Source organism: Sideroxyarcus emersonii (assembly GCF_021654335.1).
GTDB classification, from domain to species: Bacteria; Pseudomonadota; Gammaproteobacteria; order Burkholderiales; family Gallionellaceae; genus Sideroxyarcus; species Sideroxyarcus emersonii.
The window spans coordinates 1,601,845-1,617,259 of record NZ_AP023423.1; the positions used below are offsets into that span (position 1 = coordinate 1,601,845).

The following is a 15,415-nucleotide window of genomic DNA, read 5'->3' on the forward strand; positions in this document are numbered from 1 at the left end:
GCACCTGCGTTAACTCAAAAACTCATCCTCAGCAAAGCGATTTGGAGAGCTGGGGAGCGCGGTTGAGGGGTTGGTATTGGTGAGGTAAAGAAAAACCCGCCAACGAGGTTTTGGCGGGTTTGGTGATGTGCGGATGACTAAGTACAGAACCACCCTTGCGCACGGGCGCCCTGAGGGCTGTGCGCCGGGAGTCGGTCAGCGCAGGATTAAATTAAAAAGAATAATTATCACCGATCCCCTCTAAATAATTCTTATCGTTAAACCCCGCCCATTTTCCTTTTGTTATTTTTGAGCCGCGTTCATTCGGATTAAATCCGCTCAACTTTTTTGCAGCAACTGACGGCCAAGCCGCACCCTGCTCGATCAATACTTGAACTGCAGCCTCTTTAACCTTTTCGAATCCATATTGTTCGACCAATTTTTCAGACAATAATTGATCTTCTATTGTTTTAATGGTCAGTCCAGTTTCGTGAATCTGTTTCACGTCGGCCTGCTCAACCGATTCTTTTATTGCCGCCGCTGATGACTGCTTTTGGTTTTTTGAAAAAGAAACATGATCGCTCCCGCGCGCGCGCGTACGCTCTCTCTCTTCTCCTTTTCCTTCTTCTTTCCCTTCCCCTTCCCCTTGGAAGTTAAGTTGCTGATTATTTTCGAAATGAGATTTTTTGAGGCCACATTCGGGGGAAAGCTCGATTTTTTCAAGCACCTTTTTACGCAACTTTTCAGACTCAATTACATTGAAGTCCGACCGCGCCTGGCCTACCCGCTGAGGTGTCTTAAAAGTGTTGTTCCGGAAAAAATCGTTCAAAAAAATCTCGCCGGTTTCCTGGTCGATTTCTATAAATTTTTCTTTTTCGAGCGCGGCCAGACCACCGGCCAATGCCTCGTCCGACAGACCCGAATCGTCGGCCAGCCCGGCAGGCAACCAACAACCAATATGACTTTCGCAACTCACAAAAAGAACCGACAAAAGAAGCTTCAAGTCGGGCACCAGTGCGCGAACACGCGGCTGACGATAGAAATTACGATTGATAGAACCCTTCTGTTTCATACCACCTCCCCGTCGAAGCCAAACAACCCACCCTGCCCCTTGCCGCCTTCCTTGAATTTGCGGGCTTCCTCAATGTTTTTGACCTGTTTCTGGATGATCTGCTGCCCCCTGCGGCCGGACAGGCCGAGGCTCTCTCCGTATTGCTTTCCTCCATCCCTCACTTCGTCAAAAACATTTTCGATCTGATCGTCAAACTCGGCAGTGCGTGCGCGGATGTAGTCCACCAGGTCTGCCGGATCGGCCGCGGCAAGCTTTTCGTGCAGGCTGTAGCCGTCTTCCTCATCGCGCTCTTCGTCCAGGCTGACGTATGCCGTTGGCCGCTCCTCACGCTTGATGACGTGAAGCGCGAGGCCGCGCGGGTTGCGGATTTTTGTGCCTTTCACGGCTTCGAGGTAGGCCGCGCCGGACAGGCTGGCGGGCAGCTGCATGATTTTGAGAAGGGTGGCGGCGTCCATTAAACACCCCCTTCTTGCTGCGCTGCTGCGGCAATTTTGCTGGCCTTGGACGGGCGGCCACGACGGGGCTTTAACGATTTTTCTCGCGCTTCATCGATAAATTTTTGGATGTCATCAACCAGCACAATGCGCTTGCCCGAGATCACGGTGACGGGCAGTGGAAAGCTGCCTTTGCAAAGCTGGTTGTTTGTGGTTTGGCGAGCTTGGCCGAAAATTGCGTAGCCAGCTTCCGTAGGTGTGACCGCGATGCGGCCTTTAAAAATGTCAGAAACGGTCATGCCTGATTTCCTTTCAGAAAATCAGGCAACTTCCCGGTATGCCTTTTTGGATTTACTACCCCCGCACTCGCACTCTTTTATAAATGCTTCCGTATAAAGAGTGCCGCTATCAAGCCGTTCGTCGTACCGTCGCTACGACTGCCGAATCGCCGAGCCGGATTGCCGGGCGAAGAATTTAAATTGGGAACGGAGGTACTTGATTGGTTCGCAGTATAGATTCCCTCAAGCTCCCTGTCAATACCTTTTTAACGTTATTTCGTTTAGATTCAATGTCTTGAATTGTCTGTATGAATCAAAACAGCCTTATTTTTCAGGGCTTCCAGAGCGATTTGCCTGTCTAAAAAATATTTTCATCGACTGCTTAATTGCGCGCTGCTGGTGCGCAAATCTGCGCAGTGCGCACCCTGCTGCAGCCCCTGATTTTATTGGGCTTGCGGGTAGCCATGCTGCGCAGCACTGATTTTATTAGGCTGGCAGGCGGTCGATGGTGCGCATTGATAGGCGTTCACGTAGAATCCTGCTGCAAAATTCAAATAACAACGAGGCAGGCATGGCACTCACCCGCAACGAAATACGCAAACGACTATCCGCATTCGCCAAGGAACAGCAGCACGCCAGCAATGAACGCAGCCAAGCCCAAACCTTCTGGCTGCGTTTTTATGAGTGCTTCGGCATTCGCGCAGAGAGCGCAACCATCTACGAACAATCGGTAAAGAAGCTCAGCGGCGCGCAGGGCTTCATCGACAGCTTTATCCCCGGCAAGCTCATCATCGAACACAAGAGCAAAGGCAAAGACCTCGATGCCGCGTTCGATCAGGCCAGCGAATATTTTCTGTCGCTCAAGGAAGAAGAGCGCCCGCGCTACATCATCACCAGCGACTTCGCCCGCATCCGGCTTTACGACTTGCAAGCGGGCGGTGGTTACCACCAATGCAAACTGGCAGAACTGCCAAAGAAGGCTGACTGGTTCATGTTCTTGCTTGAAAGCGAACTGACTGACTACATCGAAGAGTCGGAAGCCGACCGCAACGCTGCCTACGCCATCAGCAAATTTCACGAAGCCCTGCTGCGTTCCAACTTCAAGGGCCGCGATCTCGAAGTTCTGCTTACCCGCCTGCTGTTTTGCCTTTTTGCCGAGGATACTGGCATCTTCGGCGAGAACGGCATTTTCCTTCGACTGCTTGAAGCCACTCGCAAGGATGGAAGCGATACCGGACGCATGCTGGCCGAGCTGTTCCAGGTGTTGAACACCCCGGAGGATCAGCGCCAGAAAAATCTCGACGAAGCCCTTGCCGCTTTTGCCTATGTAAACGGCGCATTGTTTGCCGAGAACACCCGCATCCCCTCATTCGATTCAGACTTGCACGAGCAACTTAGCGCCTGTGCCAAGCTGGATTGGAGCGGCATTTCCCCCGCCATCTTTGGCGCGATGTTCCAGGGTGTCCTGGAAGAGCACAACCCGGACGGCGCAGACAGCAGCAATCGTAAGGCATCGCGCCGCGAACTTGGTGCGCACTACACCAGCGAGCGCAACATTCTTCGCGTCATCAACCCGCTTTGCATGAACGATCTGCGTGCCGAACTGAACAAGGTCAAGAAGAATAAAAAACTGCTAGAAGCCTTCTACGACAAACTGCCCACGCTGACATTTTTTGACCCCGCTTGCGGCTGCGGCAACTTCCTCGTCATCGCCTTCCGCGAACTGCGCCAACTCGAAATGGACACCATCGAATCCATGAGCGAGATCGGCATGACTAACGTGGGTCGCGGTGGACTGCTTGATGTGTCGCACCTCTGCCGCGTCAAGGTCAATCAGTTCTACGGCATCGAGATCGACGAAGCCGCCGCACACATTGCCAAGGTCGCACTGTGGATTACCGACCACCAGATGAATATGGAAGCCGCTGAACGCTTCGGCACCACCCGCCCTTCCATTCCGCTCACCGACAGCGCTACCATCGCTTGCGCCAATTCACTACGAATCGACTGGAATACCGTCATCCCGGCTGAGCGATGCAGTTATGTGCTGGGAAATCCACCGTTCGTCGGCAAGAAGGAACAAAACGCCGAACAAAAGAGCGATATGGAACTCATCTTCGGCAAGGTCAAAGGCGCGGGCGTGTTGGACTATGTGGCATGCTGGTATGCCAAAGCGGCGAACTACATTCAAGGAAATCCCTCCATTGAGGTCGCCTTCGTCTCCACCAATAGCATCACCCAAGGGGAACAAGTCGGCATCCTGTGGAGCTACCTTTTGGCGCAGGGGATCAAAATCCGTTTTGCCCATCGGACTTTCAAGTGGAGCAATGAAGGTAAGGGCGTGGCCGCCGTGCATTGCGTCATCGTCGGTTTCGGGTTAACTGAACCCAGGCAGTGCACAATTTTTGATTACGGTAACAATATCAAAGGCGAACCTGTCACACTGCCGTTGAGACGCATCAATCCATATCTTGTGGAAGCGCAAAATGTACTGCTGGAGAAACGCACCAAGCCCTTCTGCGATGCGGCAGAAATGGTAAAGGGAAACGAAGCCACTGATGATGGAAATCTTGTACTAAACGAAGAAGATAAACGCATACTTATTCGAGAGGAACCTAGTGCAAAGAAATGGATTCGCCCATTCCTTGGTGGAGATGACTTCCTGAATAACGGCAAGCGCTGGTGCTTATGGATGGAAGGCATTGCACCGAACGAACTTCGGGCAATGACTGCTGTTTTGAAACGCGTTGAAGCCGTTCGAGACTTTCGCCTTGCAAGCCCAAAATCGGCAACTATCGAAAAAGCCAAATCGCCTTGGCTGTTTGGAGAAAACCGGCAACCGACTAAAGGTAGTTATATCGTTATTCCGAAGGTATCCTCCGAGAAACGAATCTATATGCCGTTAGGTTTTGAAACTCACGATGTCATCGTCAACAATACATTGCAGTTCATACCAAACGGTTCGCTTTATGATTTTGGCTTACTACAATCGATAATGCACATGGCCTGGATGAGAGCTGTTTGCGGGCGAATGAAAAGTGATTACCAGTATTCCATTGGGATCGTCTATAACAACTTCCCTTGGCCGAATACACCGACTGACAAACACAATGCAGCCATTGAAGCTGCCGCGCAGGCCATCCTCGATGCCCGCGCCCTCTATCCAGAATCCTCGCTTGCCGACCTGTACGATCCGCTCTCCATGCCACCCGAATTGGTTAAAGCGCACGCCGCACTCGACAAGGCCGTGGATGCCGCCTACCAGTACAAAGGCGGCAAGGATGATGCTGCGCGCGTCACCTTCCTGTTTGAGCGTTACCAGCAAATCACCAGCCTTTTGCCTGCGGCTCCTGCCAAGAAAAGCCGCAAACCCAAAGAATGAACATCACCAGTTTTTGACGGACTTGAGGCAACTACCTTTTAATACTTTTTAAGATTTTTGATCCGGCAAAATCCGGCAAAAATGGCCTCGTTTTTGAGGTATTTTCAGGTATTCGGAGGTATGGAAAAGTATCGTAAGTCCTTGGTGCGAAAGGAGAGACTCGAACTCTCACGCCTTGCGGCGCTGGAACCTAAATCCAGTGCGTCTACCAATTCCGCCACTTTCGCATATGGAGCCGTGGAAGCCCCAAGGGGCGCGCATTATAACCGAGCGGTTTCTAGTTCGGCGCAAATTCCACGACGGAGCGTCCGTGCGCCTCGCCGGCGATCAGTCTTGAGCATGCCGCCGGCAGTTCGGCGAAAGGGATGCGGTGGGCGACCAGGTCGAAACGGTCGATGCGAAGATCGCCGGCTAGGCGTTGCCATAACTGTTTGCGCAATGGCATGGCCGTCGCTGCCGAATCCACGCCCAGCAATTTCACGCCGCGCAGGATGAACGGGAACACCGTGGTATGCAGCTCGATGCCGCCCGCATTGCCGAAGCTTGCGATGGCGCCGTCCTGCTGCATGGTGCGCGCCAGCCATGCCAGCGTGTCGCCTCCGACCGCATCCAGTGCGCCAGCCCATTGCGATTTCTCAAGCGGGCGGGTGCTCTTCAGGTCGACCGAGCTGCGCAGCAGCACCTCGCTCGCGCCCAGCGATTTCAGGTATTCCTGCTCGCGTTCCTTCCCGGTCAGTGCAACCACGCGGTAGCCGAGCTGCGACAGCATGCGTATCGCCAGGCTGCCGACCCCGCCGGTGGCTCCGGTCACCACGACCTTGCCCTTGTCGGGCGTCAATTCGTTCTGCTCCAGGCGATGGATGGCCAGCGCCGCCGTAAAGCCGGCCGTCCCCAGGGCCATCGCCTCGAACAGCGACAACCCGACCGGTAATGGAACCACCCAGTCGCCCGGGATACGCACCCGTTCGGCGAAACCGCCGTCGTGCGCAACCCCCATGTCATAACCGGTCACCAGCACCTGGTCGCCGACCTTGAAGCGCGCGTCATGCGAGGACTCGACCACGCCGGCGGCATCTATGCCACCCACGCACGGGAAACGGCGGATGACCTTGCCCGCGCCGGTTGCGGCCAGCGCATCCTTGTAATTGACACCGGAATAATGGGTGCGGATGACCACTTCGCCGGGATCAAGGTCGTCGAGCGACAGGTCGACGAAACGGCCTTGCGATTTGCCGTTGTCGTCGAAGATACGGAATGCCTTGAATGTCTGCATGTTACAGATCCAGCAAAACGCGGCCCGGGTACTCCAGCGCTTCCTTGATCGTGCCGAGGAACTGCACCGCCTCGCGCCCGTCGATGATGCGATGGTCGTACGACAGCGCCAGGTAGTTCATCGGGCGGATCACCACCTGGCCGTTCTCTGCCACCGGCCTGTCCTTGGTCGCATGAATGCCGAGAATGGCGCTCTGCGGGGGGTTGATGATGGGCGTGGAGAGCATGGAGCCGAACACCCCGCCGTTGGTGATGGAGAACGTGCCGCCGCTCAACTCTTCCATGGTGAGTTTGCCATCCTTGGCACGGGCGGCAAAATCAGCGATGCGTTTCTCGATGTCCGCCAGCGACAGCTGGTCTGCGTCGCGCAGGATGGGCACCACCAGTCCGCGCTCGCTGCCGATGGCCATGCCGATATCGAAATAGCCGTGGTAGATGATATCGGTTCCGTCCACCGAGGCGTTGACGACCGGGAACTTCTGCAAGGCCAGCACCGCCGCCTTGACGAAGAACGAGGAAAAGCCGAGCTTCACGCCGTGCTTCTTCTCGAATGCCTCCTTGTACTTGTTGCGCAGCTCGATCACCGGCTGCATGTTCACTTCGTTGAAAGTGGTCAGGATGGCGGCATTGGCCTGGGATTGCAGCAAGCGCTCGGCGATGCGCTGGCGGATGCGCGTCATCGGTACGCGCTGCTCCGGGCGGTCGCCCGCAGGCACCACCACCGGCGCGACAGCCGGCTGGCTCGCGGTCGCGGAAGTCTGCTGTACTGCTTCCAGCACGTCTTCCCTGGTCACCAGGCCGTGCCGGCCGCTGCCCTGCAGGCTCGCCGCATCCACATCGTGCGCATGCGCCAGCTTGCGTGCCGAAGGCGACACGGCAGCAGCCTGCGCAGGTGCCTTGGCAGCGCCTGGCGCTGCCGCCGCAGGTGCGGCAGGAGCGGCGGCGGCCTTGACGCTGCCCTCGGTATCGATCTGGGCAATCACCTCGCCACTGGCCACTTTCGCGCCGTCCGCCTTGATGATCTTGCTCAGCACTCCGCTCTTGATGGCCGGCAATTCCAGCACCACCTTGTCGGTTTCGATGTCGATCAGGTTCTCGCCCTCCCGCACTGCTTCGCCGATCTTCTTCTGCCAGGTCAGCAGCGTGGCTTCGGAGACCGATTCGGAGAGCTGCGGGACTTTGACTTCAATGATGCTCATGGTGTGCTCCTGGTTTGTTCTTGACATCGAGATCGGGACGGAAGGCCGCCTCGATCACCGCTTTCTGCTGTTCGTTATGGGTCGCCAGATAGCCGGCGGCAGGCGAGGCCGAAGACGGACGCAGCGCGTAATCCAGGCGCATGTCGGCACGCATGTGGCGCAGCAGGTAGTGCTGGATGCGGTGCCAGGCTCCCTGGTTGCCCGGCTCCTCCTGGCACCACACCACTTCGGTCGCATTCGGATACGCCGCGACCTGTGCCGCGAACTCGTCGTGCGGGAAGGGATAGAGCTGCTCCAGCCGGATGATGGCCATATTGTCGAGGCCCTTTTCCCTGCGGTGTTTGACCAGATCGAAATACACCTTGCCGCTGCACACGATGATGCGCCGGACCTTGGCGGCATCCAGCGTGTCGGCTTCCGGCATCACCGTCTGGAAGGTGCCTTCGGAGAACCACTTCAGCGGCGATGCGGCATCCTTGCTGCGCAGCAGGCTCTTCGGGGTGAACACGACAAGCGGCCGGCGGTAGGGACGCAGCATCTGGCGGCGCAGCAGATGGAATATCTGAGCAGCAGTCGAGGGGATGCATACCTGGATGTTGTAGTCGGCACAGAGCTGAAGGTAGCGCTCAATGCGGCCGGACGAGTGTTCCGGCCCCTGCCCTTCGTAACCGTGCGGCAACAGCATGGTCAGGCCGCACAACCGGCCCCACTTGGCTTCGCCGGAAGCGATGAACTGGTCGATGACGACCTGCGCACCGTTGGCGAAATCGCCGAACTGCGCTTCCCAGATGGTCAGCGTGTTCGGTTCGGCGGTGGCGTAGCCGTATTCGAAACCCAGCACAGCCTCTTCCGACAGGATGGAATCGATCACGATGAAGTCGGCCTGATCCGGCACGATATGCTGCAGCGGGATGAACAGGTCCTTGTCCCATTGCTCGCGGTTCTGGTCGTGCAGCACCGCGTGGCGGTGGAAGAAGGTGCCGCGTCCGCAATCCTCGCCCGACAGCCGTACCGGGTAGCCTTCGGCAACCAGGCTGGCATACGCCAGGTTCTCGGCCATCCCCCAATCCAGCGCCAGCTCTCCTTTGCCCATCGCGATGCGGTCGGCAATGATCTTTTCCACCCGCGAGTGCAGTTTGAAGTTCTGCGGCAGCGCCACCAGGCGTTCCGCCAGCTGCTGCAAGCGTTCGCGCGGCAGGCTGGTCACGGCAGGCGTCCGCCACGAGACCCCGCCCTTGAATTTCGACCAGCTCACGGCGAATTCCTGCTTGAACCCGGTCAGCACCGGCTGGATGGGATTGCGCCCCTCATCCATGGCGCGCCGATACTCGGCGACCATGGCATCCGGCTCGTCCGCGGCCAGCACACCCTGCTCCACCAGGCGGCCGGCGTACAGCGCCCGCGTGCCCGGATGCTGATTGACCTTGCGATACATCAGCGGCTGGGTGACCAGAGGCTCGTCCTGCTCGTTATGCCCCAGCTTGCGGAAGCACACCATGTCCACCACGACGTCCTTGCCGAACTGCATGCGATAGTCGAGCGCGATCTCGGTGACCAGCAGCACCGCTTCCGGATCATCCGCATTCACGTGGAAGATCGGTGCCTCGACCATCTTCGCCACATCGGTGCAATACAGCGATGAGCGAGTATCCCGGGGATCGGAGGTGGTAAAGCCGATCTGGTTGTTGACCACGATGTGCACCGTACCGCCGGTGCCGTAGCCGCGAGTTTGCGACAGGTTGAAGGTCTCCTGGTTTACGCCCTGACCCGCGAATGCCGCATCGCCGTGCAACAGGATAGGCAACACCTGCTTGCCCTTGGTATCCAGGCGACGGTGCTGTCTTGCTCGCACCGACCCCTCCACCACCGGATTGACAATCTCCAGGTGCGAGGGATTGAACGCCAGCGTGAGGTGCATGGGCCCGCCCGGCGTGGAGATGTCCGAGGAGAACCCCTGGTGATACTTCACGTCGCCCGAGGCCAGGTGCTCGGTGTGGATGCCTTCGAACTCGGCGAACAGGTCTTTGGGCAGTTTGCCCAGCGTATTGACCAGCACGTTCAGGCGCCCGCGATGCGCCATGCCGATCACGGACTCTTTCACCCCCTGTTCTCCTGCACGCTGCAACAGGTGATCGAGCAATGGGATCAGGGTGTCGCCGCCTTCCAGCGAAAAGCGTTTCTGTCCGACATATTTGGTGTGCAGGTAACGTTCCAGCCCTTCTGCCGCCGTCAGCCGCTCCAGCACGCGCTTCCTGATCTCGTTCGAATAGCGCAGTTCCCCCGCCGGGCCTTCCAGGCGCGCCTGGATCCAGCGCTTCTGAGGCACGCTGCTGATATACATGTATTCGGCGCCGACACTGCTGCAATAGATGCGGCGCAGGCGTTGCAAGATCTCGCGCAAGGTCATGCGCGCACCGCCCACCAGCGAACCGGTGAAGAAGGTAGTATCCATGTCCGCTTCGCCCAGGCCGTAGTAGGACGGGTTCAGTTCCGCCACATCCGGCGTGGGGTGGCGCTTCAGCGGGTCGAGATCGGCGTTGAGCACGCCCAGGAAACGATAGGCATTGATGAGTTGCAGCACAGAGGCCTGCTTACGCGTCTCGTCGGCATGCACCGGCGTCTCCGCCTGGCGTTTGCCCAGTTGCAGGAAACCCCGCTGGATCGGGCCATGCGCCACATCGTGCTGCGCGTTCGCCGCTTGCAGCTTGTCGAAATAGGCCCGCCACTCTGCCGGTACGGAGCCCGCATCCCGGAGGTAGTCTTCGTACAGGCTCTCGACGAAGGCATTGTTGCCCCCGGATAACATCGAAGTGTTCTGCATCATCTGCAGATAGTCATTTCCCGGTGCGTTCACGGTCCACCTCACTTGGGTCAACGTTTGGCGATCGGCACAAAATCCCTGCGCACCGAGCCGCGGTACAGCTGGCGCGGACGCCCGATCTTGTGCTCGGCGTCGGCGATCATCTCGTTCCACTGCGATACCCAGCCGATCGTGCGCGCCACGGCGAAGATCACCGTGAACATGTTGATCGGGATGCCCAGCGCGCGCAGCACGATGCCGGAATAGAAGTCCACGTTCGGGTACAGCTTGCGGTCGATGAAATAGGAATCCTTGAGGGCGGTCTTCTCCAGCTCCATCGCCAGCCCGAACAGCTTGTCGTTCTCCAGCTTCAGCTCCTTCAGCACCTCGTAACAGGTCTGGCGCATCACCGAGGCGCGCGGATCCATGTTCTTGTAGACGCGATGGCCGAACCCCATCAGCTTGTATTTCTTGTCTTTCACGCCCTGCACATATTCCGGAACGCGCGAGACATCGCCGATTTCCTCGAGCATCTTCAATGCCGCCTCGTTCGCTCCGCCGTGAGCCGGCCCCCACAGCGCGGCGATGCCCGAAGCGATGCAGGCGAAGGGGTTGGCACCGCTCGAACCGGCCAGCCGCACCGTCGAGGTGGAAGCATTCTGCTCATGGTCGGCATGCAGGATGAGGATGCGTTCCAGCGCGCGGACCAGCACCGGATTCGGCACATACTCTTCCGCCGGCGTGGCGAACATCATGTACATCAGGTTCTCGACGAAACCGAACTTGTTCTTCGGATACATGAACGGTTCGCCGACGTTGTATTTGTGCGTCATCGCCGCAATGGTCGGCACCTTGGCCAGCAGGCGCTTGGCCGATATCTCGCGATGCTGCGGATTGTTGATATCGAGCGAGTCGTGATAGAAGGCGGAAAGCGCGCCCACCACGCCAACCATCACCGCCATCGGGTGCGCATCGCGGCGGAAGCCGTTGAAGAAGCGCGCAAGCTGGTCGTGCACCATGGTGTGATGCGTGATGTTGTTGGAGAACTCCGTCTTCTGGGCAGCCGTCGGCAGCTCGCCGTTCAGCAGCAGGTAGCAGACCTCCAGGAAATCGGATTTCTCCGCCAGCTGTTCGATCGGATAACCGCGGTAATACAGCAGTCCGGCATCGCCATCGATGAAGGTGATCTCGGACGTGCAGCTCGAGGTGGAAAAGAATGCCGGGTCGTAAGTGAACACGCCCAACTTGCTGAGCGCGCGGATGTCGATCACATCCGGGCCTAGCGTACCGGACAGAATAGGCAGTTCAACGCTACGTCCATCATCCAGAGTCAGTGTTGCAATGCGTTTGCTTTCCATTTTCGATCCTCGATTCGTTCAAACATCCTTCAGCCACTCCAGCACCACGCCCTGATGCGCATGCGCCAGCTCTTTCTTGCCGGTGATCAGATCCCATAGTTCCGTATCCGGCAGATCCAGCAATTCGTCAAAGGCCGCGCGTTGCTCATCGTCCATCACCGGATATCTTTGCTGGACGAAACGCCCCAGCACGATATCCAGTTCCAGCAATCCGCGCCGGCAACGCCAGCGCACGCGCTCCAGCTCCTTCATACCGTGCGTTTCACCATCATATCCTTGATCTTGCCGATGGCCTCGGTCGGATTCAGTTCCTTCGGGCAGACATCCACGCAATTCATGATGGTGTGGCAACGGAACAGGCGGTAAGGGTCTTCCAGATTGTCCAGCCGCGCCGCCGTGTCCTGGTCGCGCGTATCCGCGATGAAGCGATATGCCTGCAGCAATCCGGCCGGGCCGACGAACTTGTCCGGGTTCCACCAGAACGACGGACAGGCAGTCGAGCAGCAACCGCACAGGATGCACTCGTACAGTCCATCGAGTTCCAGCCTGTCCTTGGGTGATTGCAACCGCTCGGTCTCCGGCGGCGGATCGTTGTTCACCAGATAAGGCTTGATCGAGTGGTATTGCTTGAAGAACTGCGCCATGTCCACGATCAGGTCGCGGATGACCGGCAAGCCCGGCAAGGGCCGGATCTCGATCGGCTGCTTGAGCGAAGACAGCGACGTGATGCAGGCCAGGCCGTTGCGCCCGTTGATGTTCATCGCATCCGAACCGCACACCCCTTCGCGGCACGACTTGCGGAAACCGAGCGTATCGTCCTGCTGCTTCAGCAGCATCAGCGCGTCCAGCAGCATGGCATCACCCGCATCCATGTGCAGGTCATAGTCCTGCATGTATGGCGAGACATCCGTGTCGGGGTTGTAGCGGTAAATCCTGAATTTCATCGCATCGCTCCTGTGGCCGGCTCCCCGGAAACCCATCAGTTCGCCGGGGCCAGTTGTCCTGTCAATACACCCGCGCCTTGAGCGGAAACGATTCCACCGTCAGCGGCTTCAGGCGTACCGGCTTGTAATCAAGCCGGTGGCCTTCGCTGTAATACAGGGAATGTTTCAGCCAGTTCTTGTCGTCGCGCTCGGGGAAGTCCTCCCTGGCGTGGGCGCCACGGCTCTCCTTGCGCGCTTCGGCGGCGGTCATCGTCGCCTGGGCGACCTCGATCAGGTTGTCCAGTTCCAGCGCCTCGACGCGGGCCGTATTGAATACCTTGCTCTTGTCCTTGATCTCGGTGACGCGCACACGCTCAGCCACTTCGCGTATCTTCTGCACGCCTTCGGCCATCAGGTCGGGGAAACGGAACACGCCGCAATGCGCCTGCATGGTCCTGCGCATCGCATCCCCGACCTCCGCGACCCGCTCCCCATTCTTCTGGTTGTCCAGACGGGCCAATCGCGCCAGCGGGCGATCCGCCGCATCGGCGGGCAAGGGTTTCGGGTTCGGATTGTTCTTCAGGTCCTCGATGATCTGACGTGCCGCAGAGCGGCCGAACACGATCAGGTCGAGCAGCGAGTTGCAGCCCAGCCGGTTTGCGCCATGCACCGAAACGCAGGCACATTCGCCTACCGCGTAGAACCCCTGCACCACGTCTTCCGGCGCCGTCCCGTGCGGCGCGACAACCTGCCCGTGGTAGTTGGTCGGGATGCCGCCCATCATGTAATGCGCGGTCGGCACCACCGGGATCGGCGCCTTGGACGGATCGACATGCGCGAATTTCAGTGCGATGTCGCGGATGCCCGGCAGGCGGTGACGGATCACCTCGTCGCCCAGATGATCGAGCTTGAGCATCACATGGTCGCCGTGCGGACCGCAGCCGCGGCCTTCCTTGATTTCGGTCGCCATCGCGCGCGCGACCACATCGCGGCTGGCCAGGTCCTTGGCGGTCGGCGCATAGCGCGGCATGAAGCGCTCGCCGTCCTTGTTCACCAGATAACCGCCCTCGCCGCGCACGCCCTCGGTGATCAGCACGCCGGAACCGTGCACGCCGGTCGGGTGGAACTGAAAGAACTCCATGTCTTCCAGCGGGATGCCGGCGCGCGCCGCCATGCCGAGCCCGTCGCCGGTGTTGATGTAGGCGTTGGTGCTGGCCGAGAAGATGCGCCCCGCGCCGCCGGTGGCGAACAGCGTGGCACGCGCCTGCAGGATCATCACCTCGGAAGTCTCGATCTCCATCGCTACCACGCCCAGTACATCGCCGTCCTGGTCGCGGATCAGGTCGAGTGCCATCCACTCGACGAAGAAGTTCGTATTCGCGCGCACGTTCTGCTGGTACAGCGTGTGCAGCAATGCGTGACCGGTGCGGTCAGCGGCGGCACAGGCGCGCGGTACCGGGTTCTTGCCATAATCCTGCATGTGCCCGCCGAACGGGCGCTGGTATATCTTTCCGCTGTCCAGCCGGTCGAACGGCATGCCGAAATGCTCCAGCTCGTACACCACCTCCGGCGCGGCACGGCACATGAACTCGATGGCATCCTGGTCGCCGAGATAGTCCGAACCCTTCACCGTGTCGTACATGTGCCAGTGCCAGTTATCCTCGTTGACGTTGCCCAGCGAAGCGGCGATGCCGCCCTGCGCGGCCACCGTGTGCGAACGGGTCGGGAACACCTTGGACAGTACCGCGACCTTGAGGCCCGCCTCGGACAAGCTCAGTGCGGCACGCATCCCCGCACCTCCAGCGCCCACCACCACCACATCAAATGTTCTTTTCGCCAAAGCCATCAAAGTCCCCAAAGAATCTGCACCGACCAGATCGCGTACAGCACCAGTGCGAGAATGACCAGCACGTGGATCAGCAGGCGAACGCTCGCCGGCTTCACGTAATCCATCACGATGTCCCGCACGCCGATCCAGGCGTGGTAGAACAAACTCAGCAGGAACAGCAGCGAGAAAGTGCGCATGACGTTGCCGGAAAACAGCTCGGCCCAGATATCGTAGCCGAAGGACGGCTGCAGCAGGAGATAGACCACGACAACCAGGCTGTAAATAGCCATCACCGCAGCAGTGACTCTCTGCACCAGCCAATCGCGCAGACCGTAGTGCGCGCCGGTCACGACGCGATTCACCATAACTTCACCCCGAACACGATGGTCAACGTCAGGCTGACTGCCATCACCCACTTGCTGCTGGTACGTGCCGCAGCAAGACTGGGCAGCAGGTGCAGATCTATCGCCAGGTAGCGCAGCCCCGCACAGAAGTGATGCAGGAAGGCCCACATCAGGCCGAGCAAGACCAGTTTCAGGAACGGGCTGGCCAGATGCTCGGTCAGGTTGGTGTAAGTTTCGATGGAACGCAGGCTTTGGTCGAGCAATAGCAACAACAAAGGCAGGGAGATGAACAGCACCGCACCGCTGACGCGGTGCAGGATGGAAACGTAGCCGGGGAGAGGTAATTTGATCTTGTGCAGAGCCAGGTGTTTGGGGCGTGTCTTATTCATTTCTATTTTTCCACAACCAAATTCCAATGGCGCAATCGTACACCTCCGCTTGGCGAGTGAAAAGCAAAAGGACTATGATGAGAGTGAAATTTTCGGTTACGAAAATTTAATAATCGGATTCTGAAAATTTAATAATCCTGTCGTCCATAATCTGCCT

General features: G+C 58.3%; 13 protein-coding genes and 1 tRNA gene. 1 reads left to right on the plus strand and 13 read right to left on the minus strand.

Features of this window, described 5'->3' with window-relative positions; translation table 11 throughout:
* Window positions 1-211: 211 nt before the first annotated feature.
* Genes L6418_RS07840 through L6418_RS07850 form a run of 3 tightly spaced genes read right to left on the minus strand, consistent with a single transcriptional unit; the run spans window position 212 to window position 1,784 of the window.
* Window positions 212-1,051, minus strand: a complete 840-nt coding sequence (locus tag L6418_RS07840) for a hypothetical protein (protein WP_237246367.1) — start codon at window positions 1,049-1,051, stop codon at window positions 212-214.
* On the minus strand, window positions 1,048-1,506 hold the full coding sequence (locus tag L6418_RS07845) for a hypothetical protein (RefSeq protein ID WP_237246368.1): 459 nt from the start codon (window positions 1,504-1,506) through the stop codon (window positions 1,048-1,050). Before L6418_RS07845 ends, L6418_RS07840 begins: the two co-directional genes overlap by 4 nt.
* The gene (locus tag L6418_RS07850; RefSeq protein ID WP_237246369.1) at window positions 1,506-1,784 is read right to left on the minus strand and encodes a hypothetical protein; all 279 of its coding nucleotides are present in this window, start codon (window positions 1,782-1,784) and stop codon (window positions 1,506-1,508) included. Before L6418_RS07850 ends, L6418_RS07845 begins: the two co-directional genes overlap by 1 nt.
* 550 nt (window positions 1,785-2,334) lie before the next feature.
* Here L6418_RS07850 and L6418_RS07855 point away from each other — a divergent pair.
* Window positions 2,335-5,145 (plus strand): DNA methyltransferase, encoded by a 2,811-nt coding sequence (locus L6418_RS07855; protein ID WP_237246370.1) that lies wholly within the window; start codon window positions 2,335-2,337, stop codon window positions 5,143-5,145.
* A gap of 142 nt (window positions 5,146-5,287) precedes the next feature.
* On the opposite strand, the gene L6418_RS07860 is transcribed toward L6418_RS07855, so the two are convergent.
* The 10 genes from L6418_RS07860 to sdhC form a co-directional block, all read right to left on the minus strand.
* Window positions 5,288-5,372 (minus strand) — tRNA-Leu (locus L6418_RS07860).
* A 50-nt stretch (window positions 5,373-5,422) separates the two neighbouring features.
* Complete coding sequence (locus L6418_RS07865) at window positions 5,423-6,418, minus strand: oxidoreductase (RefSeq protein WP_237246371.1); 996 nt, start codon at window positions 6,416-6,418, stop codon at window positions 5,423-5,425.
* A gap of 1 nt (window position 6,419) precedes the next feature.
* Window positions 6,420-7,616: a 2-oxoglutarate dehydrogenase complex dihydrolipoyllysine-residue succinyltransferase gene (gene odhB / locus L6418_RS07870; RefSeq protein ID WP_237246372.1), complete on the minus strand. Its 1,197-nt coding sequence runs from the start codon at window positions 7,614-7,616 to the stop codon at window positions 6,420-6,422.
* A complete protein-coding gene (locus L6418_RS07875; RefSeq protein WP_237248714.1) occupies window positions 7,603-10,440 on the minus strand; it encodes a 2-oxoglutarate dehydrogenase E1 component in 2,838 nt (945 codons plus the stop codon). The genes odhB and L6418_RS07875 overlap by 14 nt, the downstream gene beginning before the upstream one ends.
* A gap of 47 nt (window positions 10,441-10,487) precedes the next feature.
* Window positions 10,488-11,774 (minus strand): citrate synthase, encoded by a 1,287-nt coding sequence (gene gltA, locus L6418_RS07880; protein WP_237246373.1) that lies wholly within the window; start codon window positions 11,772-11,774, stop codon window positions 10,488-10,490.
* Window positions 11,775-11,792: 18 nt separating this feature from the next.
* On the minus strand, window positions 11,793-12,026 hold the full coding sequence (locus L6418_RS07885) for a succinate dehydrogenase assembly factor 2 (RefSeq protein WP_237246374.1): 234 nt from the start codon (window positions 12,024-12,026) through the stop codon (window positions 11,793-11,795).
* The gene (locus L6418_RS07890) at window positions 12,023-12,718 is read right to left on the minus strand and encodes a succinate dehydrogenase iron-sulfur subunit (protein ID WP_237246375.1); all 696 of its coding nucleotides are present in this window, start codon (window positions 12,716-12,718) and stop codon (window positions 12,023-12,025) included. The genes L6418_RS07885 and L6418_RS07890 overlap by 4 nt, the downstream gene beginning before the upstream one ends.
* Window positions 12,719-12,779: 61 nt before the next feature.
* Window positions 12,780-14,543 carry a succinate dehydrogenase flavoprotein subunit gene (sdhA, locus tag L6418_RS07895; RefSeq protein WP_237246376.1) on the minus strand — a complete coding sequence of 588 codons (1,764 nt, stop codon included), beginning with the start codon at window positions 14,541-14,543 and terminating at the stop codon, window positions 12,780-12,782.
* Entirely contained in the window at window positions 14,543-14,890 is a 348-nt protein-coding gene (gene sdhD, locus L6418_RS07900) for a succinate dehydrogenase, hydrophobic membrane anchor protein (RefSeq protein WP_237246377.1), read from the minus strand. The genes sdhA and sdhD overlap by 1 nt, the downstream gene beginning before the upstream one ends.
* Window positions 14,884-15,258 carry a succinate dehydrogenase, cytochrome b556 subunit gene (gene sdhC, locus L6418_RS07905; RefSeq protein ID WP_237246378.1) on the minus strand — a complete coding sequence of 125 codons (375 nt, stop codon included), beginning with the start codon at window positions 15,256-15,258 and terminating at the stop codon, window positions 14,884-14,886. The genes sdhD and sdhC overlap by 7 nt, the downstream gene beginning before the upstream one ends.
* Window positions 15,259-15,415 lie beyond the last annotated feature (157 nt).